Below are 25469 nucleotides of genomic sequence, written 5' to 3'. Positions count from 1 at the left end.
AACCACACCGACGAGAGCCAAGATGCGACTGCTTTCCCTTGTTTTGACCGCCCTGCTGGCGGGTTGTGCCACCCCTCCGCCCCCCGTTTCCACCCTCTATGACTATCACCTCCAATCCGGTGATACCCCGATAAGCCTGATGGACGCAGCCCGGCGCCTGGAAGGGGCGGACATCGTCCTGGTCGGCGAGCTGCACTCTCATCCTGCCGTGCATCTGCTGCAGGCGCGCCTGCTGGCTGAGCTGACCCGGGGACCCCGCCCCCTCGCCCTCTCCATGGAGCAGTTCAGTCGCGCCGATCAAGCCGTGGTGGATGCCTATCTGGCCGGGCGGATCGGCGAGTCGGCGCTGATGAGGGACGGTCATGCCTGGCCCAACTACGGCAGCGACTATCGCCCCCTGGTAGAGTTCGCCAAGGCCAACCACCTGCCGGTTATCGCCGCCAATGCCCCCAAAGGGCTGGTGAGCTGCATCGGCGAGCAGGGCCCTGAATGGCTCGACACCCTGCCCACCAATCATCGCCGCCTGGTCGCGGCGCACCTCACCCTGAAGGATGACGACTACCGCCGCAGCTTCATGGCCTCCATGCACCATGGTGACAATGACAGCAATGCCCGCCGTTTTGCCGCCCAAACCGCCTGGGATGACACCATGGCCGAGAGTATGGTGACCTACCTTGCGGCTCACCCGGGCCGGCGCATCATGCACATCGCGGGCAACTTTCATGTAGAGGGCGGATTGGGACTTGCCAGCCGGATCGCGGCCCGCAATCCGGATCTCAAGGTGGCGTTGGTCGTTCCGGTGACTGCGCCAGTCAAGCCCACCGGCGGGCGCAGCGCCGACATAGAGGTACATCTGGCCCCCCTACCCGAGCGTTGGAAAAACCGTGAAGAGATGAAGCTGGATATGGCATCCTTGCGCCAGGCTCGTGGGCGCGACTGCCAACACTGGCAACAGCCCTGAAACGGTGAGAAAGGGAGAGGTGACATGGATGTATTGCTGGTGATCGATATGCAGCAGGGATTGTTTGAGCAACCGCGCCACAAGGCGGAGCAGGTGATAGACAACATCAATCGGCTCGCCCACGCCGTGCGGGCACGGGATGGCCATGTCATCTATATCCAGCACAACGGCCTGCCGGGCGAGGCGCTGGCACCGGATACCCCGGGTTGGGCACTCCACGCCGGGCTCGAGGTCGACGAGGAGGACGAACGCATCGGCAAGAGCGCCTGCGACAGCTTCCTCGGCACCCGTCTCGGCGCGCATCTGCACAGGCTGGCCCCTTCTCGCCTGCTCATCAGCGGCTGCGCCACCGACTTCTGCGTCGACACCACACTGCGTAGCGCCGCGGCGCAGGGATTCAACCTGGTGGCGGTGAGCGATGCCCACACCACGGCCGAGCGACCCCACCTGAGCGCAGCCCAGGTCATCGCCCACCACCACTGGATGTGGGAGGGATTGATCCTGCCCGACGGCAAACGTGTTACCCTGCTCCCCACCGAACGGCTGGTCTGAATGGAGTCCTCCTTGCGCCTGTTACTGCTCTCTCCTCTGCTACTCGCGGCTTGCACCTCTGTACCTAGCCCGCGCAGCGACGTCCCGCCGCCGCTCTTCGCCACTCATATCACCGAAGAGGGAAGCAAGCGCTTCGTGTTCGAGGCGGCGCCGCTGGAGCGCCTTCCTACCGGCCTCTCCGTCGAAGGCAAGCCGGTGCGGCCACGCAAGAGCCTGCTAGAGAGTCGTGAAGCGCTCCAGGCGGAGCAACTGGATCAGTGGCTGGCTCAAAAAAAATTCTGTCATCAGGGTTTTATCGTATTAACAAGGACCTCCTGGAAGATCCGCGGCGAGTGTAACGAGACCGCCAGCACGGCCGATCGCCAGGCCTTTCCCAATGCCTCGGGCTGGGAAGAGTAACCAAAGCAAACGGGCAGCCCAGGCTGCCCGTTTCATCTCTCGACGCCCGACTAACGCAGGTCGTCGGCAGTAGAGGCGATCTCAGCGCCGGTATCGATGCGCTTGTGCCCCTCGACCAGATGCACGAAGTCGATCAGCTCGTCACCGCTCACGCGAAATGCCTGGCCAAACCCCTTCACGAAGAGCCCCTGCTCGGGCTTGAGGCGAAACAGCACGAAGTCCTGCAGGTTGGATAGCCCCTTGACGATCTCGCCAAAGCGCCCCTCCAGGGCCGCGATGGCGCGCTCCCAGCGAGCATCGTCCCGGGCGACAACCTCGGCAATGGCGTCGAAGGTGAGGCGCTTTCTGGCGAACAGCTCGCGCGCCGCGCCCTCGTCCTCGATCAGCATCAGGGATACACGCGGCACCTGTTGCAGGTTGCGAGCATGGCGGGCGATCTCGGAGATCAGCACATAGTAGCCATCTTCCTGCAACACAAACGGCGCATAGCTGGCGTTGGGGGTGCCGTCGGCATCGACCGTGGCCAGTTGCAGGGTACGACAGGCATCGCGAAACTCGCGGATCTCCGGTTGCAGCCTGCCTTGCAGACGCTCTTGACGTTCACTCATGCCTGATTCTCCTTACGCAGCGCCATGAAGCGTTCCACCTGATCCGGCAGCAGACGGCGCTGCTCGTCACGACCCAGGTATACCTTGAAGATGCAGCGACCGGCCACATCGAAAAACTGGAAGGAGTGCCCTTCCTTACCCATGAAGAGCTTGCTCACCAGGGCCACCTGGGCCACGGCATCGAGCTTGAGATGGCCGTGCAGCTCCCCGTCACGCCCCATCAGGTTGTAGTAACCACGGGCATTTTTACCCTTGGGGAAGGGGGCCTTCACCTCGAAGATGGAGCCGGACGACTCGACGATGGTCGTCACCGGTCCCCAATCGGCGAGATCGGCCAGCAGCGCCTCGGCACGCTCCCCCGGCAACAGGGTCACCAGCTCGGCGGGAAGATGGCGCACCACCTCCCACTCGCTCACGGCCAGCCGTGCGGCGATGGCGGAGGGGTGTGCCCCCGGATCCTCGGTCAACAGGTCGTTGATCTGTTGTGCAATGGTCATGCTTTCTCCATCTGGTGCACATGATTGGTGGGCGCTACTCTAAAGGATGGACAGCCACGAATGCAATTGATAACACTTTTCATTATCTATACATCATTAATGCCTCCTGCTATGCTCCCCGCCCTGTATCCTGTTTCAGTGGAGCATACCCCATGACCTCTCTGCGCGGTCCCCTGACCCGACTCCTGCTGCTGTTCCCCCTACTCACTTCTCCCGCGCTGCTGGCGGCCGAGCGCATCGTCAGCATAGGGCCGGCCACCACTGAGCTGTTACAGGCACTGGGGGCAAAGTCCGCGATCATTGCCACCGACGTCAGCAGTCAGGGGCTCACCGTACCCAAGGTGGGCTATCACAGAGCCCTGACCGCAGAGGGTATTCTGAGCATGGCACCGACCCGGGTCATCGGTAGCGACGAAATGGGCCCTCAGTCGGCCCTCGATCAGCTCACCCGCGCCGGCGTTCAGGTTGATGTGCTGCCCACGGCGCCGACCCTCGACAACCTCACCGTCCGTATCGATACCCTGGCCCGCTTGCTCGGGGCTCAGCCACAGGCCGATGCCCTGAAAGCCAAGATAGGCAACGAGGTTGACGCTCTGGCCAGGCAGGCGAACCCACAGACCCAACGTAAGGTGGCCTTCCTGCTGCTGCACAAGGGGCAACCGCTAAGTCTGGCGGGCGGCGACACCACGGCGGCAGCGCTCATTAAACTGGCGGGGGGAGAGAATCTCGGCAAGGCGCTGAGCGGCTACAAGCCCGTCTCTGCCGAGTCGCTTATCCAGATGCAGCCCGATCTGATCCTGGTGAGCGGCCGCGAGTGGCAGGCCTACCGAGACCCGGCAGCGGTGCTGGCCGAAGTGCCGGCGCTGGCCTCCACCCCGGCGGGGCAGCGCGGCAACCTGCATGCCGTCGATGGTCACGCCTTGCAAGGGGGACTCTCCCTCTCCTCCCTGGAGCAGGCGCGCCACATCGCCGGTTGGTTGCAAGGCACCCCATGATCCGTCGTCTGCCGCTGCTGCCCCTGCTGGGGACGCTCACCGCCCTGCTGGGCGTGCTCGCGACCCTCTCGCTGGGCACGGGCCCGCTGCCCCTGACCTTAGGCGAGAGCCTGGGGGCCCTGCTGCCAGACTCCTCCCTCGCCCCCCATCTACAGTTGGTGGTGCAGGAGATCCGCCTGCCGCGCACCCTGCTCTGCATTGCCATCGGCGGGATCCTGGGCCTGTGCGGCGCCGTCATGCAGGGGCTGTTTCGTAACCCCCTGGCCGACCCCGGTATCATTGGTGTCTCCGGTGGCGCCGCCCTCGGCGCGGCCCTCGCCATCGTGTTGCTGGCCCCTCTGGGTGGCGAGTTACAACGCCAGATCGGGGTGGGCCTGCTACCCCTGATGGCCTTCCTCGGCGGGGCTCTCACCACCACCCTGGTCTATCTGCTCGGCACACGGGCAGAAGGGACCTCGGTCAGCGTCATGCTGCTGGCCGGGGTCGCCATCACGGCGCTGTCCGGTGCCGCCATCGGTCTGCTCACCTATCTTGCCGACGATCAGATGCTGCGTAACCTGAGCCTGTGGCAGATGGGTAGCCTGGCCGCCGGCAAGCCGGCCGACATTCTGCTCGCCATGCTCACGCTGGCCGCGCTGCTGGCTCTGTTTATGCGCGATGCCGGCCCCCTCAACGCCCTGCTACTGGGGGAGTCGGAGGCTCGTCATCTTGGGGTCGCGGTGCAGCCCCTCAAACGCCGCCTGATCCTGCTCACCGCCGCCGGCGTCGGGGTCGCGGTTGCGGTCAGCGGCCTCATCGGCTTTATCGGCCTGGTGGTACCGCATCTGGTGCGCCTGCTGGCCGGCCCCAATCACCACAGATTGCTGCCCCTGAGCGCCCTGCTCGGGGCCACCCTGCTGCTGTGTGCCGATATGTTGGCCCGCACCCTGCTGGCACCGGCAGAGCTGCCCGTGGGGATCATCACCGCCTTGATCGGCGCCCCCTTCTTTCTCTGGCTACTGGTTCAAGGACGCCGCCGCCTCTAGGAGTTGCCATGCCCCTGCTTTCCTGTCGACAGCTGACCCTCTCTCGGGACGGCCGCACCCTGCTCGACGGCCTCAATCTGGCTCTCGAAGCCGGCTCGGTGACCGTGTTGCTTGGCCCCAACGGGGCGGGCAAGAGCACCCTGCTCAAGTGCATTACGGGTGAGCTCGACGTCGCGGGCGAGATCCGGCTGTTTGACCGTCCGAGTGCACACTGGCAGGCCGAGGCCCTCGCCCGTCAGCTGGGCGTCCTGCCTCAGAGCGCCTCACTCACCTTTCCCTTCCTCTGCCAGGAAGTGGTCGCCATGGGACGCCTTCCCCACAGTGAGCCGCGCGCGCAGCGGGATCGGATTGTGGCGGCGGCGATGGCCCATGCCGGCGTCGATCACCTGAGTGACCGCCTCTACCCTTCCCTGTCAGGGGGTGAGCGGCAACGGGTTCAGTTTGCCCGGGTGCTGGCCCAGATCTGGCACAGTGCCGACGATGAGCCCCGCCCCCGGCTGCTGTTACTCGATGAGCCCACCTCGGCCCTCGATCTCAAACATCAGCACCAGTTGCTGGCCATGGCACGTGCCCTGGCCGGATCGCATACGGCTGTGCTGGCCGTGCTGCACGATCTCAACCTGGCGGCCCGCTATGGCGATCGACTGATCATGCTGGAGAGAGGGCGTCTGATAGCCGATGGTACCCCCCGGCAGGTGCTGCAAGCCCCCCTGATCGAGCGCCTCTATGGCTACCCGGCCAGGGTGATTACCGACCCACAGGGGGCTCACCCTATCGTCCTCTAGGAGGGGTTTCTCATCCATACTGCTAGGGTATCACTCACGGAGTCATGCCCATGCTGGGTCGCCTGTTGCTGCTCTGGGGTCTCTCTCCCCTCGCCCTTGCCGCCCCCTTGCATCTGGTGGTGCAAGAATTCGCCCCCTACAGCTTTGTTGGCAGCGATAAACAACCCGCCGGCGCCGTGGTGGAGATGGTGAAAGAGGCGTGTAACTACTGGCCTGAGGGGTGCCAGATCACCCTGTTACCCAATCTGAGGGCCCGAAAAAAGCTGGAGTTGGGGGAGGTGGATGGCATGTTCCCCCTCGCCTGGAGTGAAGAGCGGGCGAAGACGCTGCGCTACTCGCGGCCACTGTGCAAGGCGAGCTGGGGCATTTTTGCCCATAGCGACGAGACTGACACGCCGCTCACCCTGGCGCGCCTGAGTAACGCTCGAGTCGGGGTGACCAAGGGCTCATTCAGCGAGACCCTGTTACGGCAACTGGACGATGCCCTGCGCCGGCAGGGGCTGCCGCCGATGCGGCTCGATCTCAACGTCAACGACGACTTGGCCAGTCTGCTCAAGCTGGAGCGACAGGGGCGCTATCGCCTCTACTTCTCCAACATCGATGTGGCCCTGCACCGACTCAACCTCGGCTCAGAGGCACAGATCCGACTCTGGAAGAAGAGCCATGAGGCGAACTACTACATCGCCTTCAATCGTGACCGGATAAGCGAAGCCAGGCTCAATGCCTTCAACCTCATCCTTAGCCGACTCGAGGCACAGGGCAACCTGTTACGCCACCGGGTGCGCTGGGGTCTCTCCTCCCCGCTACCCGATGATCGGCTCCATAACCTCTTGGTGCCCGAGCCGACCTCGACTCACGCCAATTGATAGCGCCCCGGCCTGTGATTGAACGTCAACACCAGGTTACAGAGGATGGCGGCGACCACGGAGAGCAGCAGGATCCAAATCGGCACCACGAAGAAGGAGGCGAACACGATGGCGCAATCGAGCCCCATCTGTAACTTGCCTGCCCGCACCCCGAATCGCTCCTGAATGAAGAGCGCCAGTATGTTGAAGCCACCCAGACTCGACTTATGACGGAACATGATGAGCAGCCCCATCCCAATCAGGGTGCCGCCGATCAAGGCGGCATAGAGCGGCTCTATCTGGCCAATCTTGAGCACCATGTTGAGGTGATCGGTGACCCAGGAGACGGTGGCCACCGAGATGAAGGTATTGAAGGTAAAACGCGACCCCATTCTGAACCAGGCCAGTGCGTAGAAAGGGAGATTAATCGTGAAGAACAGAAGACCAAAGCTCACGCCAGTCACCTGTTGCAGCAGCAGGGCCAGGCCGGCGGTCCCTCCGGTCAACAGGCCGACCTGATGAAACAGGTGGATGCCGAGGGAAATAAACCCCGAGGCAGTCAGCAGGGCAAGCAAGTCCTCATGCAGAGGATGAGTGCGGTTATCCATAACGTATTCCTGTTGGCGACGAAGAAGAGAGGGGGGCACAGCAGCGGATCCTGTCCTCAGGATCTCGTTATGAAATGGGAGTCTATTTTCGGTGAGCGAGATCACAAGCGGATACGCCAACGCCCCAAAATGGGGCGCGTATTTTTTTCGTTACAGCTATTGCACCAAGATATGGCAGCGAATCCCCGCTCTGATCGGTGGGACCGCGACAGGGTACATCGAAGGGCTGACCACAGCGCCACTCGAACCAAGCCGCACGCTGACAGAGCCCACCCTATCGGACCCTGTTGCCCCGCAGTAGCATGCCACCCCGACCCTGAGCCTTAGTTCCAGAACATTTCGTTCTCTGGATTTAGGGAACATAACCACACGATCCACTGCCTGCGTAGCCAGCCCCGCCACGACGACCTATGTTTTCTGGATAACACCAAGAGATAAACTGACATGGGTCGCATCACCTTCTGGAGCACGCTCTCGCTGCTGCTCGCCAGCCATTGCCTGCAGGCCGATACCTTCCGCCAGCCCCCCAGAGTCGCCAGCGCCCTGCGCCAGGGAGCGGCACTGGAGCGCAGCGATCCACATCAGGCGATCGCCCACTACTGCAGGGCTGCCAATCTGGGGAACCCTGAGGCCTACTTTCGCATCGGACGGCTGCTTGCGCGTGGGCCCGGCGAGATCCGTAGCCCGCGCCGGGCCAACGCCTATCTGGCGATGGCGATGCGCCTTGGCAACCAGCAGGCGGGGCGCTACTACAACTACAAGGTGGGCAATGCCCCCTTCGCCAGCTGCGGGGTCGGCGGTGGTGGTGGCACCCCCTGGGTGCAGCCGGGCACCCCGTTCGATCTGGATCACTACATCGCCCGCCAGCCGGTCGCCAAGCAGCAGCTGGCCAGCCAGATCCGCAAGGCGGCCCTGCGCCACAAGGTCGACCCCGAGCTGGCACTGGCCATCGCCATCGCCGAGTCCAATCTCAACCGCTACGCCGTCTCTCCCAAGAATGCCCAGGGGGTGATGCAGCTCATCCCCGAGACCCAGGCCCGCTTCGGGGTAACCCGGCCGTTCGACCCAGAACAGAACATACGCGGCGCCATGACCTACCTGAAATGGCTCGAGGGGCAGTTTGGCAAAGACTGGGTACGCATCAGCGCCGCCTACAACGCCGGTGAAAAGGCGGTGACCCGTTACGGCGGCATTCCCCCCTATCAGGAGACCCAGGACTACGTGCAGCGGGTGCTCTACTACTCGGGGCACACCCGGCACTAGCCGCGTGCGTACCGGCCATAGTGGCGCCAGTACCCCACCAGGTTGCTCAGCAGGAACAGACTCTCCATCAGCAGCGCAACCGGCGAGCCGACCAGCAGATTGTTGCCCATCCAGCACAAGGTACCGAGCACCATGCGCCGGCGCAGATGCCGATCGTCCGGACAGAAGGCCGCCCAGGTCTGCAGCAGGCTTGCGGCCAGGGTCAGTCCCGTGAGCGGCCCCTGATAGCCGAGGCACGCCACCAGGGTCGACAGTGCCATGAACCCCAGCATCCAGCCTCTTCCTCGTACCCGCACGCCGACGGCAAAGCGTAACGCCGCCACCAGCAGCAGACCCACCGCCGGCCAATAACCGAGCAGGGCGAAGTGGGCAGCATTGAGAGAGCAAGAGAGCGCCAGCAACCCCAGCACCCTGTGGCGTGCCCGGCACTGAAAGGCGGCGAGATCGCACAAGAGCGCCAGCGCGACCAGGCACTGGGAGAGCATAAACGGGTTCATGGGGCCTCCGGCATCACACAAGGAGGCGGCAGGATAGACAGCGGACGCCGCCCCGGCATTAACCCGGGTTAATGCGCCGGCGGATCCGCGACAGGCTGACCGGCGAGATACCAATGTAACCGGCCAACTGCACTTGGGTCAGGCGCGCCTCCCACTCGGGGAAGCGCTCGCGCAGGACCAGGTAGCGCTGCTCGGCATCGTGTAGCAGCAAAAACGCCTCTTTATTGCTCCTTGTAGCGCAGCTGCTGGCGCAGCAGCCGGCGCTGCACCTGTGCCCATTCGGGCAGATCGAGCCAGGCCAGCGGCAGGCGACGTACCCTGAGCGCCTCCACCGCCTCGAGGGCGTAGTCCGAGGGGGTCTGCCCGAGCCAGTGGTCGTAGAGCAGGCACAGCTCTCCTTCGAAATAGAACTCCTTGCAGCGGGCCTGTCCGGCGGGGTCGTAGTGGCAGGCGCGGGCAATGCCGCTCTCGATAAAAAAACCATAGCGCTGCCGCGCCCCCTGGGGCAGCAAGGTCTCACCCGCGGCGAACTCCATCCGTGTGGCCTGATCGCACCAGCACTGCGGGTCAACCAGACCGAGGCGGGAAAGGCAGTGAGTGAGCGATGCAGTCGGCATAAGGACTCCGGGGCGAAAACCCCATCATACGCCGACGCGGCGCCCGGTGCAGCCCGCCTGCTTTGCCCCCCCTCTTCCCTTGGTTTACAATCGACGGGTTTTTTGGAACCGGGGCAAGTCCCCGGCCCCACCACGGCCCCAGAGCGGTGGCATTGATGCCAACGTACTGAAACCAAAGAGAATTAGCCAATGGCTCAATTTATTTACACCATGAACAGGGTCGGCAAGGTCGTGCCGCCCAAGCGTCATATCCTCAAGAACATCTCCCTCTCCTTCTTCCCGGGCGCCAAAATCGGCGTACTGGGTCTGAATGGCGCCGGTAAATCCACCCTGCTGCGTATCATGGCCGGGCTGGATACCGAGATCGAAGGGGAAGCCCGCCCGCAGCCCGGCATCAAGATCGGTTACCTGCCCCAGGAGCCGAAACTGGAGCCGGAGCAGACCGTACGCGAAGCGGTGGAAGAGGCGATGGGTGAGCTCAAGCGCGCGCTGACCCGTCTCGACGAGGTCTATGCAGCCTATGCCGAGCCGGATGCCGACTTCGACAAGCTGGCCAAGGAGCAGGGCGAGCTGGAAGCCATCATTCAGGCTCACGATGGCCACAACATGGAAAACCAGCTGGAGCGTGCCGCCGACGCCCTGCGCCTACCGGCCTGGGACGCCCAGATCAAGCACCTCTCCGGTGGTGAGCGCCGCCGCGTGGCGCTGTGCCGCCTGCTGCTGGAAAAGCCGGACATGCTGCTGCTCGACGAACCGACCAACCACCTGGACGCCGAGTCCGTGGCCTGGCTGGAGCGCTTCCTGCACGACTACGAGGGTACCGTCGTGGCCATCACCCACGACCGTTACTTCCTCGACAACGTGGCGGGTTGGATCCTGGAGCTGGACCGCGGCGAGGGTATCCCCTGGGAAGGCAACTACTCCTCCTGGCTGGAGCAAAAAGACGCTCGTCTGGCGCAGGAAGCCAGCTCCGAAGCGGCCCGCCGCAAGTCCATCGAGAAGGAGCTGGAGTGGGTTCGCCAAAATCCGAAGGGGCGCCAGGCCAAGTCCAAGGCCCGTATGGCCCGGTTCGAAGAGCTCAACACCAACGACTACCAGAAGCGTAACGAGACCAACGAGCTGTTTATTCCGCCCGGACCGCGCCTCGGCGACAAGGTGGTGGAAGTGGCCAACCTGCGCAAGTCCTACGGGGATCGGGTGCTGATCGACGATCTGTCGTTCGCCATTCCCAAGGGGGCCATCGTCGGCATCATAGGCCCTAACGGTGCCGGTAAGTCGACCCTGTTCCGCATGATGTCGGGCCAGGAGCAGCCGGATTCAGGCTCCATCACCCTGGGCGAGACCGTAGTGTTGGCCTCGGTCGATCAGTTCCGCGACCAGATGAACGACAAGAAGACGGTGTTCGAAGAAGTCGCCGACGGTCAGGACATCCTGCGCATCGGCAACTACGAGTTCCCGAGCCGCGCCTACATCGGCCGCTTCAACTTCAAAGGCTCCGATCAGCAGAAGCGCGTCGGCGAGCTCTCCGGTGGTGAACGCGGTCGTCTGCACCTGGCCAAGCTGCTGCAGACCGGCGGCAACGTGCTGCTGCTCGATGAACCGACCAACGATCTGGACATCGAGACCCTGCGCGCCCTGGAAAACGCCCTGCTGGAGTTCCCCGGCTGTGCCATGGTCATCTCCCACGATCGCTGGTTCCTCGACCGGATCGCCACCCACATCCTGGACTATCAGGACGAGGGCAAGATCGAATTCTTCGAAGGTAACTTTACCGAATACGAAGAGTGGAAGAAGAAGACTTATGGTGCCGAAGCGGTCCAACCGCATCGCGCCAAGTACAAGCGCATCACCAAATAAGGGATTGCTACCGCAATCTTGCAAGGGGAGCCTCGGCTCCCCTTCTTATTGCTGCCATAATGTCGGGAACCCTGTTGTTTCATGAGGTCATCATGTCTGTGCCCAAACTCACCCTGCTGTTTCGGGTTGAACCCGGTTGCCTGGGCCCGGAGGGCAAACAGCATATCGACACCTTCTGCGCCCTCGCCATGCAAGTCTTCCCCCGCCTCGAGCCCGAGTTGCTGAACTGGGAAATCGTGCCGCGCCACGACAAGAAGCTCGACGAGATGGAGTTCCATCTGGCCGGCCGTCGCCTCAGTGAGGATCAGGCCGATCAATACCTGCACCGGGCCGGTTGCGATCTCGACCACCTCAAGGAGCGCATCGACGAGACGCTGGCCATGTTGGTGGAACGCTACCTCGACTCACGCCCCTGAGACCGTAAAAACCGAACAGCAAAACGTTTACCACCCTCTCGCCACGCCCCTTTTTCTGTTTTGGGGTTGCCCCTCATCTGTGCCAAAATGCGCGGCTGGTCACCCCGGGTGACCGCCCCCCCCACACACGAAATCACTGGTAATAATAGAGATGAGTCAATCCCAACACGCCCGTGGCGGCCTGCTCGAGCGCCTCTTTGGCCTCAAGGCCCACGCCACCGATGCCAGAACCGAGGTGATCGCCGGCATCACCACCTTCCTGACCATGGTCTACATCGTCTTCGTCAACCCGCAGATCCTCTCCAATGCGGGCATGGATACCCAGGCCGTGTTCGTCACCACCTGCCTCATCGCCGGTATCGGCAGCATCCTGATGGGCCTGCTGGCCAACCTGCCGATTGCCCTGGCACCGGCCATGGGCCTCAACGCCTTCTTCGCCTTCGTGGTGGTTGGCGGCATGGGCTACTCCTGGCAAGTGGGCATGGGCACCATCTTCTGGGGCGCCGTGGGCCTGCTGATCCTCACCCTGTTTCGGGTGCGCTACTGGCTCATCGGCAACATTCCGCTCTCCCTGCGGGTCGGCATCACGGCCGGCATTGGCCTCTTGATCGCCCTGCTCGGCATGCACAACGCCGGCATGGTGGTAGCAAGCCCGGCGACCATGGTGACCGTGGGCAAGCTCACCTCCCTGCCCTGCCTGCTGGGGGCGCTGGGCTTCTTCCTCATCTGCATCTTCTCCTCCAAGGGGATCCACTCGGCTGTGCTGATCGCCATCGCCGTCACCACGGCGCTGGGTTGGGCCTTCGGCGATGTCACCTTCCAGGGCCTGGTCTCCCTGCCGCCGAGCATCACGCCGGTATTCGGCCAGCTCGATCTGATGGGGTCACTCGACATTGGCCTGGCCGGCGTCATCTTCTCCTTCATGCTGGTCAACCTGTTTGACTCGTCGGGTACTCTGATCGGCGTGACCAACCGCGCCAAGCTGGCCGATGACAAGGGTCACTTCCCGCGCATGAAGGAAGCCCTGATGGTGGACAGCGTGAGCTCGGTCGGCGGCGCCTTTATGGGCACCTCCTCGGTCACCGCCTACATCGAGAGCAGCTCCGGCGTCGCCGTGGGCGGGCGCAGCGGCCTGACCGCCGTGGTGGTGGGTCTGCTGTTCCTGCTTGCCATCTTCTTCTCCCCGCTCGCCGCCATGGTGCCGGCCTATGCCGCCGCCGGCGCCCTGATGTACGTGGGGGTCTTGATGTGCTCCGAGCTGACCCGGGTGGAGTGGGAGGATCTGACCGAGGCCGTACCGGCCTTCATGACCACCGTCATGATGCCGTTCAGCTTCTCCATCACCGAGGGGATCGCCGTGGGCTTCATCTCCTACTGCGTGATGAAGGCGGGTACCGGCCGCTGGCGCGAGGTCAATCCCTGCGTACTGGCGGTAGCCCTGCTGTTCATCCTCAAGTTTGTGTGGGTAGACCACTAACAACGACGACGGCCGACATCATGTCGGCCGTTTCTTATGGCGCCATGCCCTCAGCTCGACCACCTCGCAGGGGGCATCGGGCTCGGGCAGTTCCAGACCGTTCTGCTGCAGATTACGCAGCGTCTCGTGGAGCTGATAACAGCGGTTGTGCATCATGCGCGAGAGACGCACACAGCGGTCGATGGGATTGCGAGCCAGCCGCTTCTGGCAGTCGATCTCAAATTGCAGGCCGCGCAGCCTCTCCTGAAACTGGGGATGCGCCGCCGCCACCAGCTCCTCTATCTGCTCTTGAAGCAGCGCATCCAGCGCGGCCTCATCTTCTTCGGCCATCGCCTTCAGGGTATCGAAATCCGGCAGCGACATAAGCTCCCTCCCATGTCGGGGCACCCGGCCGGATGCACTTCTCTGTTCACTTAATGTGCAATACAGCATGTGCTGCGCGATGGGGCAATTCCCGGCCGGAGTCACTCGTTGCCTCACCGTCGACTCTTTTTCCTTCGTTTGTCAAAAAGCCACACAGATTCAACCAATTGTCCTCGTCGGCCTCGCCGCCGGGCAGTTAGACCATCTTTCTCTAACACGTGGGCAAATAGATCATTTTGCAGGCATGTACACGCCCGAGACTGGGCCGGTCCGAGCCTGCATGCTAAGGTGTGGCCGCCACCAAACGGGAGGAGCAAGAGAGTGAAGTCACAGAGAGCCAGAATCGGCATCGTCACCGTCAGCGATCGCGCCAGTGCCGGTGTCTACGAGGATCTGTCGGGACAAGCCATCATAGATACCCTGAGCGCCTACCTGAGCTCGGAGTGGGAACCCGTCTACCGCCTCATCCCCGACGAGCAGCCCCTGATAGAGCAGACCCTGACTGCCCTGGCCGATGAAGAGGCGTGCTGTCTCGTCGTCACCACAGGTGGCACAGGGCCGGCCAAGCGGGACGTCACCCCCGAGGCGACCGAGGCGGTGTGCGATCGCATGATGCCCGGCTTTGGTGAGCTGATGCGCGCCGAGTCCCTCAAGTTTGTGCCGACCGCCATCCTGTCGCGCCAGACGGCGGGGCTGCGCGGTGACACCCTGATCGTCAACCTGCCGGGCAAGCCCAAGTCGATCCGCGAGTGTCTCGACGCCGTCTTCCCCGCCATTCCCTACTGCATCGATCTGATGGAGGGACCCTATCTGGAGTGCGACGAAGAGGTGATCAAGCCGTTTCGCCCTAAGAAATGAAAAGAGCGCCTGATGGCGCTCTTTTTGTCTCGACTCAGCGACGACCGAAGACCTTGACCCCGGCTTTGCTCCCTTCCGCGTTGCCGTAGACCTGGATCTTCTTGACGCAGCGACGGGTGCCAAGGGATTGCCACTGGGTCTCCTGATCCTTGTCCATCTCCCGGTCAAAACGTACGGTGCGGGTGCGATCGTCCCCATAGGTAACCACCAGCCGCTCCAGGGTGAGACCCCGCTCGGCCTTGACCTTGACGTACTTGGTGGGACGGCAGACCAGCAGGGGAATGGTGGCGCCACTATCGCCGATGCCCAGCAACAGGGTACGACCCAGGGTGAATTGATCGCCGGCCAGGGCCTGCGGCGCAGCCAACAGGGCGGCCAATGTGAACGCGTACTTCGACAAGAAAAAGCCCTCCAAAAAATGGAGGGCCATTCTACTCCCTGAAGCTAAACCCAGGCTGTACCTTACAGCCCTGGTTCAGCTCAGCGGTCGCTCCACATGGGGGAGACGCGCTCCTCCAGGGTCGCCTGCTGGTCGGCGGGCAGATCGCTGAAGAAATCGAGCCCGGTCTGCTGCTCCACCTCGTGAACCGAGACACGGTAGTTGGTCAGCTGGCTCATGGGCACATCCTCCTGGGGCAGGATGAAGGCAATGGCCTGCAGGCGATAAGGGTCCATCACCACCTTGTAGTAGGCGCTCGGGATGCCGACGGCATTACCGATGGAGCCCTCATTACCGGTGAAGATGGGGCCTGTGATGACCTGCACATCGCCACGGGCGATGGCCCAGTTACGCACCTTCTCTTCCAGAATGCGCCACGCCTTCTGGTTGAGAGCGGGCAACTGCGGGGTCATGTTGGAGAGCAGGAAGCTCTGCTTCATGGTGGTGGCGGTGGCGGCCATGTCGGCAGCCGGAGCCTGGTGGCCACGGTCGTAGCCAGAGCGTTTGTAATCGGCCAGGGTGGCGCGGTAGGCCACCGGGATCTCCTTGTCCTCGGCAAAGGCATCCTTACGCTTTACCGAGCCCTGGGCGCTCTCGCTGGTCATCTGGTAAGAGACCCAGTCCGCCACCTTGTAGTCATAGTTGTAACCGACGGCGTAAGCGTCGCGACACAGCTTCTGATCCGACTCGGACGGAATGCCGAAGCGCACGTGTTCCCCACAGGTAAAGCCCGCCGCCAGCAGGGGGGCAGAGCCAAGAGCGAGGGTGACAGCCAGAACCAATTTATTGATTTTTATCATTTTTACATTGCTCCAGTTTAGTAGGCGGAGCAATTTGACATGAGATCAGACCAGAGCATCAATTGCAGTTTTTTTACACATCACGAAACTGTGACTGGCCGCTGATATCCGGTCGAACAGACGCTAATATGCTTTAAATCAATGAATTGCCGGGTGAGATACTGAACGATCTACCCGATCCGTGATGGAGTGGTTTGAATCCCATTAATTTCGTCAATGCGATCACCGTGATTAATTGATGACGTATCCCTTGGCGCCCTCTTGGCGCATCATGTCTTACCCTATAGGGGTAGTACCCACCCATAACCACAGAACATCTTCGCCTCATCCACTCCTCCCCCGTGGAGGCTCACTCTTTCTTGCTCTCGGATAGGGATATGAAGATCAATACCTGCTGGCTAACCACGACACTGCTACTCTCCTCTACCGCCTTCGCCGCCCCCCACTGGGGCTACACCGGCGCAGAAGGGCCCGATCACTGGGCCAGCCTCACCCCTGAATTTGCCGCCTGCAGCGGCCACAACCAGTCACCGGTCGATATCAAGGGCACCATCAAATCGGCCCTGGCGCCGCTCGCCCCCCACTACCAGGCCGGAGCCACCACCCTCATCAACAACGGCCACACGTTGCAACTCGACTACGCCCCGGGCAGCCAACTCACCCTGGACGGGCACGCCTTCACCCTCAAGCAGTTCCACTTCCACGCGCCGAGCGAAAACCTGATCCAGGGTCGCCACTATCCCCTCGAGGCGCACCTGGTCCACGCCAGCGAGCAAGGGGAGCTGCTGGTGCTGGCCGTGATGTTCGAGGCGGGTGCCGCCAACCCCCTGCTCACCGAGGCGTGGCGCCAGTTGCCCAAGCAGGTCGGCACACCTGTGTCGCTGGCCCGCCCCCTCGACGTGCGCGCCCTGCTGCCCAAGGGGCTCGATTACTACCGTTTCAACGGATCGCTGACCACCCCTCCCTGTTCGGAAGGAGTGCGCTGGCTGGTGCTCAAACACCCCGTCACCGCCAGTCAGGCGCAGATCGACGCCTTCAAGGCCCTGATGCACCACCCCAACAACCGGCCGGCGCAACCCCTCGGCGCCCGCACCATTCTGGAATAAAAAAGAGGGCCGAACGGCCCTCTTTTCTGTCACCATCGACCTCACAGTGCGGCGGCGATGCGCGCCCCCAGGGCGGCGTTGCTGAGCACCAGCTGGATGTTGGCGGCCAGGGAGTTTCCGCCGGTCAGTTCGCAGACGCGGGCCAGCAGGAAGGGGGTCGATGCCTTGCCCTTGATCCCCTGCTCGTCGGCCTCGCGCAGGGCCTGCTGGATGGCCGCATCGATGTCGGCCTTGGGCATGGCGAACTCGGCCGGGATCGGGTTGGCCACCACGGCGCCCCCCTCCAGCCCCAGCGCCCATTTCAGACGCAGCGCCTCGGCGATCGCCGCCGGGGTATCGAGCCGGTAATCCACCTTGAAGCCGCTCTCGCGGGTATAGAAGGCGGGCAGCTCCTCGCTCTGGTAGCCGATCACCGGCACCCCCTGGGTCTCCAGGTATTCGAGGGTCAGGCCGATGTCGAGGATCGACTTGGCCCCGGCGCACACCACGGCCACCCCGGTGTGAGCCAGCTCCTGCAGGTCTGCCGAGATGTCGAAGGTCTCGGGCGCACCACGGTGCACCCCGCCGATGCCACCGGTAGCAAACACCCGGATCCCGGCCATGGCCGCGACTATCATGGTCGAGGCGACCGTGGTCGCCCCCATCTGTTTGGCGGCCAGCACGAAGGGGATGTCACGGCGGCTGCACTTGGTGACGGCGTGGCCCCCCTTGCCCAGGGCCTCCAGAGCGGCGGCATCGAGCCCGACCTTGAGGCGCCCGTCGATGATGGCGATGGTGGCCGGCACGGCGCCGTTGTCACGCACCACCTGCTCGACCCGGCGGGCGGTCTCCACGTTCTGCGGATAGGGCATGCCGTGGGAGATGATGGTGGACTCGAGGGCCACGACCGGTTTACCGGTGGCCAGGGCATCGGCAATTTCCGGCAGGATATCGAGATAGGGGCTCAGCATGGGTATTCCTCCAGGATTCTCAGTGCGGCGGCCCGGGAGAGGCCGGTAAAAACGGTGTCTTCGCAGCCCACCGCCAAAGCCGAGCAGGCCAGGGCGAAGCGGGCGCTCTCATCGAGGGGGGTCTCCTGCAACCAGGCGTGGACCAGGGCACCCATGAAGGCGTCCCCGCCGCCGGTCACGTTGACCACGGGCACGGGCAGCACCGGCAGGTGGGCCTGCTGCTCCCCGTCGCTGTAATAGATCCCCTGCTCCCCCAGACTCAGGAACAGGCGCTGCACCCCGGCGCGGTGGAACCAGGCGGCGACCATGGGCCAGCTCTCGGGCCCGGCTATGGTGATGCCGCACAGGCGCTCGGCCTCCAGCCGGTTCGGTTTCAGGGTGTGGATGGCTGGCAGCCAGGGACGGATCTTTTCCACCTTGGCCACCGAGACGGTGTCGACAAACAGGGGCAGATGGCCGTAGCGGTCGAACAGCCAGGCCAGGGTCTGGCTCGAGAGGTTGGTGTCGAGTACCAGGGCGCGCGCCCCCGAGAGCAAACCATCTTGCAGGGCGAGCCGCTGCGGGGTCAGCTCGTCGAGGATCCCCATGTCGTTGATGGCGCAGCTCATCTCGCCGCTGCCATCGTGCAGGCTCAGATAGCAGGAGGTGGTGTGGCCATCGAGCACCAGGGTGTGGCGCATGTTGACGCCGGCCTGCTGGCTCACCTCCATGAGGCGGTGGCCGTGGGCGTCATTGCCCACCGCCGTGATGAGGCGGGTGTCGCTGCCTAGCCGGGCCAGGTTCTCGGCGATGTTGCGGGCCACACCGCCGGCCGCCGTGTGCACCCGACCGGGGGTCGAATCCCCGAGCGTCAGCGCACCGAGCGCCTTGCCACAGATATCCATGTTGGCCCCGCCGATCACCACGGCGTAGGGCCCCTCGCGCAGCACATAGCCACGCCCCATCACATAGCCCTGACGCATCAGGCTCGAGATGTGGCTGGCCAGGGCCGAGCGGCTGATCCCGAGCCGGTCCGCCAGCTCCTGTTGGGCGATCATGGGGTCCTCGCGCAGCAGGTGCAGCACCTCTTGTTCACGCTCCGTCATAGACAAACATCCATTTGCAAACGTTTGTCTATTATTTCCCGTTCCCAAGGCGACGCAATGGCCAGTGCAAAAAAATGTCGGAGGGCGCACAAAACACGCGCGGGGTGCATGGGGCGGCGCACGGGCCTATAATCGCGCCCCGTTATCACGAGGAGCCGTCATGAGTCAGGTCACCATAGGGCTGGTCAATCCCAAATCGCCGGAGAACGTGGGCGCCGTGCTGCGCGCCGCCGGCTGCTACGGCGCCGATGCCGTCTTCTACAGCGGGGTCCGCTTCGAGCTGGCTCAGCGTTTCGTCACCGACACCAAGCAGATGGTGCAGCAGATCCCCCTGGTCGGGGTCGATACCCTGGCCGCCGCCCTGCCCGAGGGGGCGGTGCCGGTGGCGGTGGATCTGATCGAGGGAGCCATTCCCCTGCCCGACTACCAACACCCGGAGAACGCCTTCTACATCTTCGGGCCCGAGGACGGCACCCTGGGGAGTGACATCACACAGTGGTGCCGCGACGTCATCTATGTACCGACCCGCGGCTGCATGAACCTGGCCGCCTCGGTCAACGTGATCCTCTACGATCGGCTGGCCAAGGCCTTCTCGACGCCCAATTGAGGACCTTGACGGCAGGAATGCAGAGCCTCCATCGAAACCATCAAAAACCGGATCTGGCTCATGTTCCCGCACCCTGCCCATGTTCTTTACCCCCCCAGGACGTAAGATGGCGGTAGTGGCGGGAACAACCCCGTCGACCGTTTCGGCCCAGCGCGGCCCTACTCAGAGGAGTCTCCCCATGTCCATCAAGAGCATCATGTGTCCCGTCGATTTCTCTCCCATGTCCAAGCCGGTGCTCGACTACGCAGTGTTCATGGCCCAGAGCCACAATGCCAGCCTCAAGCTGGTACACGTGGTCGACCAGCTCCAGGGCTTCGACAGCTACAAGATCCTGCACATGACCGCCGCCGAGATTACCTTCCAGCTCGAGCAGCAGGCCCAGTCCCACCTCACGGCCCTGCTCGGCGAGCTGCCCGTGCCGGCCACCTTCGAGGTCTGCTTCGGACGTGCCCCTGACGAGATCGTGGCCCTGGCCGACAAGGACAAGTGTGATCTTCTGATCATGGGCAGCCACGGCCGCACCGGCCTGGCCCACCTGCTGGTCGGTAGCGTTGCCGAAGCCGTCGTGCGCCATGCCCCCTGCCCCGTGCTCATCGTGCGCCAGCAAGAGGCGTAACCCACATCGGGCCGGTCCACCCCGGCCCATTTGCTCCCCTTTATTTGTCTTTTGCACCGACAGATCCCTAAATTGGATTGAGCCGAAGGCCCGTCTGGGGCTAAATTGTGCTTAACAATCAATCGTCAAGGATGCCCACTGTGTCACAGTCAACCTCCCGAATCCTGTTGGTGGAAGATACCCTGAGCCTGGCCGTCGTCTACCAACAGTACCTGCGTCAGGAGGGGTATGAGGTGCTGATGGCCGACTGTGGCCAGCAGGCACTCGAGATCCTGCAGAGTCAAAATGTGCACCTCATCCTGCTCGATCTCGAGTTGCCCGACATGGATGGCATGACCATCTTGCGTCAGGTGACCGAACAGCAGCTTCCCTGCGCCGTGGTGGTGATCACCGCCCACGCCTCGGCCGACATCGCCGTGGAGGCGATGCGCTGCGGTGCCTTCGACTTCCTGACCAAGCCGTTTGATAGCAAGCGGCTCTGTGCCACGGCGCACAACGCCTTGCAGCATCAACAACTGAGCACACTGGTCGCCCACTATAAAGAGAACTTCGAGCGTAACTCCTTCGCCGGGTTTATCGGGGGCTCCATGCCCATGCAGGCGGTCTATCGCATCATAGAGAGTGCCGCACCGAGCAAGGCGACCGTCTTCATCACGGGGGAGAGCGGCACCGGGAAAGAGGTCTGTGCCGAGGCGATCCACAAGAGCAGCCCGCGTAGGGAGAACCCCTTCGTCGCCCTCAACTGCGCCGCCATTCCCCACGATCTGATGGAGAGCGAGATCTTCGGCCATGTGAAGGGCTCCTTCACCGGCGCCGTCGGGGATCGCAAGGGCGCCGCCAGCCTGGCCGACGGGGGTACCCTGTTTCTCGACGAGATCTGCGAGATGGACCTGGATCTGCAGAGCAAGTTGCTGCGCTTCATCCAGACCGGCAGCTTCCAGAAGGTGGGCAGTGGCAAGACCGAGTCGGTGGATGTGCGCTTCGTCTGCGCCACCAACCGGGATCCCCTGGCCGAGGTAAAGGCGGGCCGTTTTCGCGAGGATCTCTACTATCGGCTGCACGTCATCCCGCTGACCCTGCCGCCCCTGCGCGAGCGGGGGGAAGACATCTTGCTGCTGGCGCGGGAACTGCTGCAGCGCTATGCCCGTGAAGAGGGGCGCCGCTTCACCGACTTTTCCCCCGAGGCGGTGCGCCTGCTGCTCGACTACCCCTGGCCCGGTAACGTGCGCGAGCTGCAAAACGTGATCCGCAATACTGTGGTGCTCAACGACGGGGAGCGGGTGGACGTGCCCATGCTGCCCCCCCCCTTAAACAGCCGCACTGCCGTGCAGAGTGTGCTCACCGACGTCGCCATGCCGGTCATCGTCGAGACGCATAGCCTGCCGGTACGCCCACTCTGGGTGGTGGAGAAGGAGACCATAGAGCACGCCATCAGGCAGTGCGACGGCAACATTCCCAAGGCGGCCGCCCTGCTCGAGATCAGCCCCTCCACCATCTATCGCAAGAAGCAGGCGTGGGAAGACGCCGGCGTCGCCTGATCACAGCTTGGCGAGGCGCTTGAGCCGCTCCAGCCGCTCGGGCGCCAGCCCCGCCTCCTTGGAGAGCAGGAACCAGGCACGGGCGAAAAACTCCTCGGACGCTACCTCAGGATCCTGGCGCAGCAGCGCCAGCTCGCCCAGCTCCTCGAACAGATAACCGTCGGGCGCCTGCCCGGCCTCGTCCATCGCCTCCTGCAATGCCAGCTGGCTGGCCCATGCCTCGTCACGCTTGCCCTGCTCGCGCAGGATGCGGCCAATACTCCAGCGGGCGATGAAGGCCTGCTTCACCCGCTCATGCTCCTCGTGCCACTCCAGACACTTGTGTTGCAGGGTCAGCGCCTCGTCGAGGCGTCCCTGATCGAACAGGGTCCAGGCCAGGTTGTTCCACAGGCTCGGCAACCAGCGCCGGGCCCCCTCCTCCTTGCTGCGCTCGGCCAGGGCGATCGCCTGCTGGTGCCAGCGGGTCTGCTCTGTCGTCGGCAGGGCGATAGCCATCATGTGGGCGGCGTCCACCGCCAGGGTGTCTTCATGGAGCTTGAGAGCGAGCTGCCAGGCCTGTTCGAAGCAAGGCAAGGCCTCGGGGCGTCGGCCGGCTGAGTTGAAGCTGCGCCCTCGCTCGAGCAGGTAGCGCAAACGGGCGCGGGGGGTCGCGTCGGTGAGCGCCGGATCCACCTCGTCGAGCAGGGCGTGAGCCTCGTCAAACTGGCGGCGCAGGGAGTGGGTGCGGGCAAGCTGGGTCTTGAGCTCGAGCAGGGGCTGGGGGTCGTCGCACTCGGCCAGTTGTGGCAGCAAGGCGATAAAGCGCTCGGCAGTGGCGGCAGGCTGGGCATAGTCCCAGCAGGCCATAAAATCGGGTATTCCGTTCATCGGGGGCTCCGGGTTGGCAGGTTCCATCCTACCCCCCAAGATGCCCCCTCGAGGGGGGACAGGCAAGTGCCTCAGATCACCAGTGCGAGGCTCATCAACATCAGGCCGAGGGCGGCAAATACACCCTCACGCAATGCCAAGCGGGGCACCAGCGCCTTGGGCATGGCCGGGAACATAGAGAGCGCAAAGCCCAGGCCCGGCATCAACCAGTGCAGACCAGGACTGCGCAAGGCAGGATCTATGCTGTTGTTAGCCACGATCAGCAGGATGAAGAGGGTGAAGGCGGGGAAGATCAGCCAACGAGCACTGCCTGCCGCCATCGCCCGCAGCGGGGAGATGCGCCACAACAACATGGCCACCAGAAACAGTGCGAGAGGGGCCAGCAGAAAAAGGGATGAAGTGCTCATGGGATGCTCCAGTCTAGGCAGGGAGGCGATTTAACCAGCCGGGTGACCTTGATGCCAGTGCCACGCAAGCCAGGTGTGAGCCCGCTCCCGTGGCAAACGATTAGCCAAGCAGATACCAGAGCCCAAATGCGCCCCAACTTGCCACCAGCAACAACCAGGGCAGCGGATGATGGCGACGCTCGATCAGGATCTCCACCTCCTCGCTCACCTCGGCCACATCGCCCTGGCTCTTCGCCTTCGCCTGCTGCTTCTTGTAGCGGGAAAGCTCACGGGCCTTGGTCTTCTGCTGCTTCTTATACTCCTCAATCCCCTTCTGAATACCCTGGGCGATCAGCTGGGTCTGCTCCTTGGTCTGGCCGGGCTTCTGGTTTGCGCGGGCCAACCGCTGCGCCTCGGCCTGGGTTTCGGGAGAGGTTTTCTGATACTTGGCCATCTCGAACTCCGCCTGAAAAGAGGCTGGATTTTGCGAAAAAAAGCCCGAAAAGACCAGCACCAAGCGAGCACACCACCGTGGACGAGCACCAGTAAGATGCACCATCTTATTGTCAATTAAGACAATTAGATGGTGGATGCGCCCGAGATCACAATCTCAGCACTTTGTGACCCGGCGATGAAAAAACGTCATCTCATGTTTGTTATAGTGCCGAGCGGCCGAGTATGGACGGCCCACGATAACGAAAAAGGTGCTATGGAAATGAATAATCTGCTGAAAGGAAGTGTGGCGCTGGCTGTGCTGGCTGCCCTGAGTGGTTGTAACAGCTCCAGCAACGAGAGCGTTGCTCCCTGTACCGAGAACGTCTGCAAGCTGACCGTGTTGCACACCAACGACACCCACGGCCGCTTCTGGAACAACTCAGATGGCGAATACGGCATGGCCGCCCAGAAGACCCTGGTCGAGCGTCTGCGCGCCGAGGCCAAGGCGGGGGGCAGCGAGGTGCTGGTGCTCTCCGGCGGCGACGTCAACACCGGCGTGCCCGAGTCTGACATGCAGGATGCCGAGCCCGATTTCGTTGCCATGAACAGCATCCGCTACGATGCCATGGCCGTGGGCAACCACGAATTTGACAACCCGCTCGACGTGCTGGAGAAGCAACGCAAGTGGGCCCAGTTCCCCATGCTCTCCGCCAACATCTATGAGAAGGCGAGCGGCAAGCACTACTTCGACCCCTATAAAGTCTTCAAGTTCGACAACGGCATGAAGGTCGCCGTCGTGGGCCTGACCACAGAAGACACCGCCCAGCTGGTCGACCCGAACAACGTCAAGACCCTAGAGTTCCGAGATCCGACCGCTGAAGCGGCCAAGACCATCGAGCAGATCCGTAGCAACAAAGAAGCCAGCCTGGTCTTCGCCATCACCCACATGGGTCACTATGCCGATGGTCAGCACGGTAGCAACGCCCCCGGCGACGTAGAGATGGCCCGTGCCCTGCCGGCCGGTCAACTCGATGCCATCATCGGCGGTCACTCCCAAAACCCGGTCTGCATGGAGCCGGGCACCAACAAGTACGCAACCTTCAAGCCCGGTGATGACTGCATGCCGGACAAGCAGAACGGTGCCTGGATCATGCAAGCCCACGAGTGGGGCAAGTATGTGGGCCGCGCCCAGTTCGACTACCAGAATGGCAAGCTGACCCTGACCAGCTATGAGCTGATCCCGGTCAACCTGGTGCAGCGCGACGCCAAGAACAACGTGATCAAAGACGGCAGCGGCAACCCCCTGTTCGTCAAGGAAGAGATCATCAAGGATCCGGAGCTGCTCGCCACCCTGCAGGTCTATCAGGACAAGGGCAAGCAGGAGTTGGGCGTGGTTATCGCCTCCACCGACGGCATGCTCGACGGTGAACGCGCCAACGTGCGCGGCAAGCAGACCAATCTGGGTCGCCTCATCACCACCGCAACCACGGCCCGTCTCAATGCCGACTTCGGCATCGTCAACTCAGGTGGGGTTCGTGCCTCCATCAAGGCCGGCGATATCACCTATGGTGACGTGCTGACCGTCCACCCGTTCGGCAACACAGTCAACAAGGCCAACATGAAGGGCAGCGAGCTGGCCACCTATCTGGGCCTGGTTGCGACCAAGACGGTCGGCACCGGTGGCTACCCGCAGTTCGGCGGTATCAACATGGAAGTCAACTGCAGCGCCAAGAGCGTGACCATCACCTCCATCGCTGGCAAGCCGTTCGATGCCAACGCCAGCTACAGCTTCGCCATCCCGAGCTTCAGCGCGGCCGGTGGTGACGGCTACCCGGTGATCAACACCATCAACGCCGGTCTGGTCGATGCGGGTGTCCTCAAGGAGTACCTGGAAGCCAAGCAGACCATCAACGTGGCCGACTATCAGCCTGCCGGTGAAGTGACCTTCATCAACAGCGCCGACGCCAACGGTTGTAAGTAATCCACAACGTGGTAAAGAAAAACCGGAACCCCAGGG

Annotated in this window: 31 protein-coding genes; 17 read left to right on the top strand and 14 right to left on the bottom strand. The window is 63.1% G+C overall.

The features are described from left to right. The first annotated feature begins 22 nt into the window (after nucleotides 1–22). The 3 genes from BN1121_RS06945 to BN1121_RS06935 are packed head-to-tail and all read left to right on the top strand — an operon-like array spanning nucleotide 23 to nucleotide 1912. Nucleotides 23–961 carry a ChaN family lipoprotein gene (locus tag BN1121_RS06945; RefSeq protein ID WP_005348413.1) on the top strand — a complete coding sequence of 313 codons (939 nt, stop codon included), beginning with the start codon at nucleotides 23–25 and terminating at the stop codon, nucleotides 959–961. Nucleotides 962–985: 24 nt separating this feature from the next. Continuing rightward, nucleotides 986–1513 (top strand): isochorismatase family protein, encoded by a 528-nt coding sequence (locus BN1121_RS06940; protein ID WP_005348412.1) that lies wholly within the window; start codon nucleotides 986–988, stop codon nucleotides 1511–1513. Continuing rightward, nucleotides 1514–1912 (top strand): hypothetical protein, encoded by a 399-nt coding sequence (locus tag BN1121_RS06935; RefSeq protein ID WP_005348410.1) that lies wholly within the window; start codon nucleotides 1514–1516, stop codon nucleotides 1910–1912. It begins immediately after the preceding gene. Nucleotides 1913–1962: 50 nt separating this feature from the next. Here the strand turns inward: BN1121_RS06935 and hutZ are convergent, their stop codons facing one another. After that, a complete protein-coding gene (gene hutZ / locus BN1121_RS06930) occupies nucleotides 1963–2520 on the bottom strand; it encodes a heme utilization protein HutZ (RefSeq protein ID WP_005348408.1) in 558 nt (185 codons plus the stop codon). Further along, entirely contained in the window at nucleotides 2517–3017 is a 501-nt protein-coding gene (gene hutX / locus BN1121_RS06925) for a heme utilization cystosolic carrier protein HutX (protein ID WP_005348407.1), read from the bottom strand. Before hutX ends, hutZ begins: the two co-directional genes overlap by 4 nt. 152 nt (nucleotides 3018–3169) lie before the next feature. On the opposite strand from hutX, the gene BN1121_RS06920 reads away from it, so the two are divergent. Genes BN1121_RS06920 through BN1121_RS06905 form a run of 4 tightly spaced genes read left to right on the top strand, consistent with a single transcriptional unit; the run spans nucleotide 3170 to nucleotide 6688 of the window. Continuing rightward, on the top strand, nucleotides 3170–4012 hold the full coding sequence (locus tag BN1121_RS06920; RefSeq protein WP_043597462.1) for a heme/hemin ABC transporter substrate-binding protein: 843 nt from the start codon (nucleotides 3170–3172) through the stop codon (nucleotides 4010–4012). Next, complete coding sequence (locus BN1121_RS06915; protein ID WP_043157184.1) at nucleotides 4012–5037, top strand: FecCD family ABC transporter permease; 1026 nt, start codon at nucleotides 4012–4014, stop codon at nucleotides 5035–5037. The genes BN1121_RS06920 and BN1121_RS06915 overlap by 1 nt, the downstream gene beginning before the upstream one ends. Before the next feature lie 8 nt (nucleotides 5038–5045). Continuing rightward, nucleotides 5046–5822 carry a heme ABC transporter ATP-binding protein gene (locus BN1121_RS06910; RefSeq protein WP_005348402.1) on the top strand — a complete coding sequence of 259 codons (777 nt, stop codon included), beginning with the start codon at nucleotides 5046–5048 and terminating at the stop codon, nucleotides 5820–5822. A 50-nt stretch (nucleotides 5823–5872) separates the two neighbouring features. Next, complete coding sequence (locus BN1121_RS06905) at nucleotides 5873–6688, top strand: substrate-binding periplasmic protein (protein ID WP_005348401.1); 816 nt, start codon at nucleotides 5873–5875, stop codon at nucleotides 6686–6688. Here the strand turns inward: BN1121_RS06905 and BN1121_RS06900 are convergent. Then, nucleotides 6676–7275 (bottom strand): YitT family protein, encoded by a 600-nt coding sequence (locus BN1121_RS06900; protein WP_005348400.1) that lies wholly within the window; start codon nucleotides 7273–7275, stop codon nucleotides 6676–6678. The two genes, BN1121_RS06905 and BN1121_RS06900, sit on opposite strands and share 13 nt — an antisense overlap. 444 nt (nucleotides 7276–7719) lie before the next feature. Between BN1121_RS06900 and BN1121_RS06895 the strand changes: the two genes are divergently transcribed. After that, the gene (locus BN1121_RS06895) at nucleotides 7720–8538 is read left to right on the top strand and encodes a lytic transglycosylase domain-containing protein (protein WP_005348399.1); all 819 of its coding nucleotides are present in this window, start codon (nucleotides 7720–7722) and stop codon (nucleotides 8536–8538) included. Here the strand turns inward: BN1121_RS06895 and BN1121_RS06890 are convergent. From BN1121_RS06890 to BN1121_RS06885, 3 genes are read right to left on the bottom strand one after another with little or no spacing between them, the layout of a single operon-like run. Then, the gene (locus BN1121_RS06890) at nucleotides 8535–9035 is read right to left on the bottom strand and encodes a YgjV family protein (protein ID WP_005348398.1); all 501 of its coding nucleotides are present in this window, start codon (nucleotides 9033–9035) and stop codon (nucleotides 8535–8537) included. The genes BN1121_RS06895 and BN1121_RS06890 overlap by 4 nt on opposite strands. Nucleotides 9036–9093: 58 nt before the next feature. Continuing rightward, complete coding sequence (locus BN1121_RS20165; RefSeq protein WP_231553011.1) at nucleotides 9094–9246, bottom strand: cyclic nucleotide-binding domain-containing protein; 153 nt, start codon at nucleotides 9244–9246, stop codon at nucleotides 9094–9096. 10 nt (nucleotides 9247–9256) lie between these two features. Beyond that, a complete protein-coding gene (locus BN1121_RS06885; protein WP_231553010.1) occupies nucleotides 9257–9652 on the bottom strand; it encodes a cyclic nucleotide-binding domain-containing protein in 396 nt (131 codons plus the stop codon). A gap of 189 nt (nucleotides 9653–9841) precedes the next feature. Here BN1121_RS06885 and ettA point away from each other — a divergent pair, with 189 nt between their 5' ends. The 3 genes from ettA (at nucleotide 9842) to BN1121_RS06870 (ending at nucleotide 13402) form a co-directional block, all read left to right on the top strand. Next, complete coding sequence (ettA, locus tag BN1121_RS06880) at nucleotides 9842–11509, top strand: energy-dependent translational throttle protein EttA (protein ID WP_005348397.1); 1668 nt, start codon at nucleotides 9842–9844, stop codon at nucleotides 11507–11509. A 92-nt stretch (nucleotides 11510–11601) separates the two neighbouring features. Further along, the gene (locus BN1121_RS06875; protein ID WP_005348396.1) at nucleotides 11602–11925 is read left to right on the top strand and encodes a hypothetical protein; all 324 of its coding nucleotides are present in this window, start codon (nucleotides 11602–11604) and stop codon (nucleotides 11923–11925) included. Between the two features lie 151 nt (nucleotides 11926–12076). After that, complete coding sequence (locus BN1121_RS06870) at nucleotides 12077–13402, top strand: NCS2 family permease (protein WP_005348395.1); 1326 nt, start codon at nucleotides 12077–12079, stop codon at nucleotides 13400–13402. A gap of 18 nt (nucleotides 13403–13420) precedes the next feature. Here the strand turns inward: BN1121_RS06870 and BN1121_RS06865 are convergent, their stop codons facing one another. Next, nucleotides 13421–13765, bottom strand: coding sequence for a DUF3135 domain-containing protein (locus BN1121_RS06865; protein ID WP_005348393.1), 345 nt, complete (start codon nucleotides 13763–13765; stop codon nucleotides 13421–13423). A 321-nt stretch (nucleotides 13766–14086) separates the two neighbouring features. Here BN1121_RS06865 and mog point away from each other — a divergent pair, with 321 nt between their 5' ends. Then, a complete protein-coding gene (gene mog, locus BN1121_RS06860; RefSeq protein WP_005348391.1) occupies nucleotides 14087–14623 on the top strand; it encodes a molybdopterin adenylyltransferase in 537 nt (178 codons plus the stop codon). A 34-nt stretch (nucleotides 14624–14657) separates the two neighbouring features. Here the strand turns inward: mog and BN1121_RS06855 are convergent, their stop codons facing one another. Both BN1121_RS06855 and BN1121_RS06850 read right to left on the bottom strand, forming a co-directional pair. Beyond that, complete coding sequence (locus BN1121_RS06855; protein ID WP_005348390.1) at nucleotides 14658–15053, bottom strand: DUF2541 family protein; 396 nt, start codon at nucleotides 15051–15053, stop codon at nucleotides 14658–14660. A gap of 50 nt (nucleotides 15054–15103) precedes the next feature. Next, entirely contained in the window at nucleotides 15104–15862 is a 759-nt protein-coding gene (locus BN1121_RS06850; protein WP_005348389.1) for a DNA/RNA non-specific endonuclease, read from the bottom strand. A gap of 383 nt (nucleotides 15863–16245) precedes the next feature. On the opposite strand from BN1121_RS06850, the gene BN1121_RS06845 reads away from it, so the two are divergent. Further along, nucleotides 16246–16968 (top strand): carbonic anhydrase, encoded by a 723-nt coding sequence (locus BN1121_RS06845; protein WP_407921499.1) that lies wholly within the window; start codon nucleotides 16246–16248, stop codon nucleotides 16966–16968. A 41-nt stretch (nucleotides 16969–17009) separates the two neighbouring features. Here BN1121_RS06845 and BN1121_RS06840 read toward each other — a convergent pair whose 3' ends face one another. Together BN1121_RS06840 and BN1121_RS06835 are read right to left on the bottom strand one after the other, a co-directional pair. Further along, nucleotides 17010–17918, bottom strand: a complete 909-nt coding sequence (locus BN1121_RS06840) for a pseudouridine-5'-phosphate glycosidase (RefSeq protein WP_005348386.1) — start codon at nucleotides 17916–17918, stop codon at nucleotides 17010–17012. After that, on the bottom strand, nucleotides 17912–19003 hold the full coding sequence (locus BN1121_RS06835) for a PfkB family carbohydrate kinase (protein WP_005348384.1): 1092 nt from the start codon (nucleotides 19001–19003) through the stop codon (nucleotides 17912–17914). Before BN1121_RS06835 ends, BN1121_RS06840 begins: the two co-directional genes overlap by 7 nt. A 160-nt stretch (nucleotides 19004–19163) precedes the next feature. Here BN1121_RS06835 and BN1121_RS06830 point away from each other — a divergent pair, with 160 nt between their 5' ends. The 3 genes from BN1121_RS06830 (at nucleotide 19164) to BN1121_RS06820 (ending at nucleotide 21764) form a co-directional block, all read left to right on the top strand. Further along, nucleotides 19164–19610, top strand: coding sequence for an RNA methyltransferase (locus tag BN1121_RS06830; RefSeq protein ID WP_005348380.1), 447 nt, complete (start codon nucleotides 19164–19166; stop codon nucleotides 19608–19610). A 178-nt stretch (nucleotides 19611–19788) separates the two neighbouring features. Beyond that, nucleotides 19789–20226: a universal stress protein gene (locus BN1121_RS06825; protein ID WP_005348375.1), complete on the top strand. Its 438-nt coding sequence runs from the start codon at nucleotides 19789–19791 to the stop codon at nucleotides 20224–20226. Nucleotides 20227–20366: 140 nt separating this feature from the next. After that, on the top strand, nucleotides 20367–21764 hold the full coding sequence (locus BN1121_RS06820) for a sigma-54-dependent transcriptional regulator (RefSeq protein ID WP_005348373.1): 1398 nt from the start codon (nucleotides 20367–20369) through the stop codon (nucleotides 21762–21764). On the opposite strand, the gene BN1121_RS06815 is transcribed toward BN1121_RS06820, so the two are convergent. The 3 genes from BN1121_RS06815 to BN1121_RS06805 all read right to left on the bottom strand — a co-directional run bounded on the left by BN1121_RS06815 (nucleotide 21765) and on the right by BN1121_RS06805 (nucleotide 23471). Further along, entirely contained in the window at nucleotides 21765–22631 is an 867-nt protein-coding gene (locus tag BN1121_RS06815) for a tetratricopeptide repeat protein (RefSeq protein ID WP_005348371.1), read from the bottom strand. 71 nt (nucleotides 22632–22702) lie between these two features. Next, on the bottom strand, nucleotides 22703–23038 hold the full coding sequence (locus BN1121_RS06810; protein WP_005348370.1) for a hypothetical protein: 336 nt from the start codon (nucleotides 23036–23038) through the stop codon (nucleotides 22703–22705). Between the two features lie 100 nt (nucleotides 23039–23138). Next, nucleotides 23139–23471 carry a DUF2956 domain-containing protein gene (locus BN1121_RS06805; protein WP_043157181.1) on the bottom strand — a complete coding sequence of 111 codons (333 nt, stop codon included), beginning with the start codon at nucleotides 23469–23471 and terminating at the stop codon, nucleotides 23139–23141. A 261-nt stretch (nucleotides 23472–23732) separates the two neighbouring features. Here BN1121_RS06805 and ushA point away from each other — a divergent pair, with 261 nt between their 5' ends. Beyond that, on the top strand, nucleotides 23733–25433 hold the full coding sequence (gene ushA, locus BN1121_RS06800; RefSeq protein WP_005348366.1) for a bifunctional UDP-sugar hydrolase/5'-nucleotidase UshA: 1701 nt from the start codon (nucleotides 23733–23735) through the stop codon (nucleotides 25431–25433). Nucleotides 25434–25469 lie beyond the last annotated feature (36 nt).

It is taken from the genome of Aeromonas diversa CDC 2478-85 (genome assembly GCF_000819805.1).
Taxonomy (GTDB): domain Bacteria; phylum Pseudomonadota; class Gammaproteobacteria; order Enterobacterales; family Aeromonadaceae; genus Aeromonas; species Aeromonas diversa.
The sequence above is the reverse complement of the archived record's forward strand: the minus strand, read 5'-3'. Positions and strand labels throughout refer to the sequence as shown.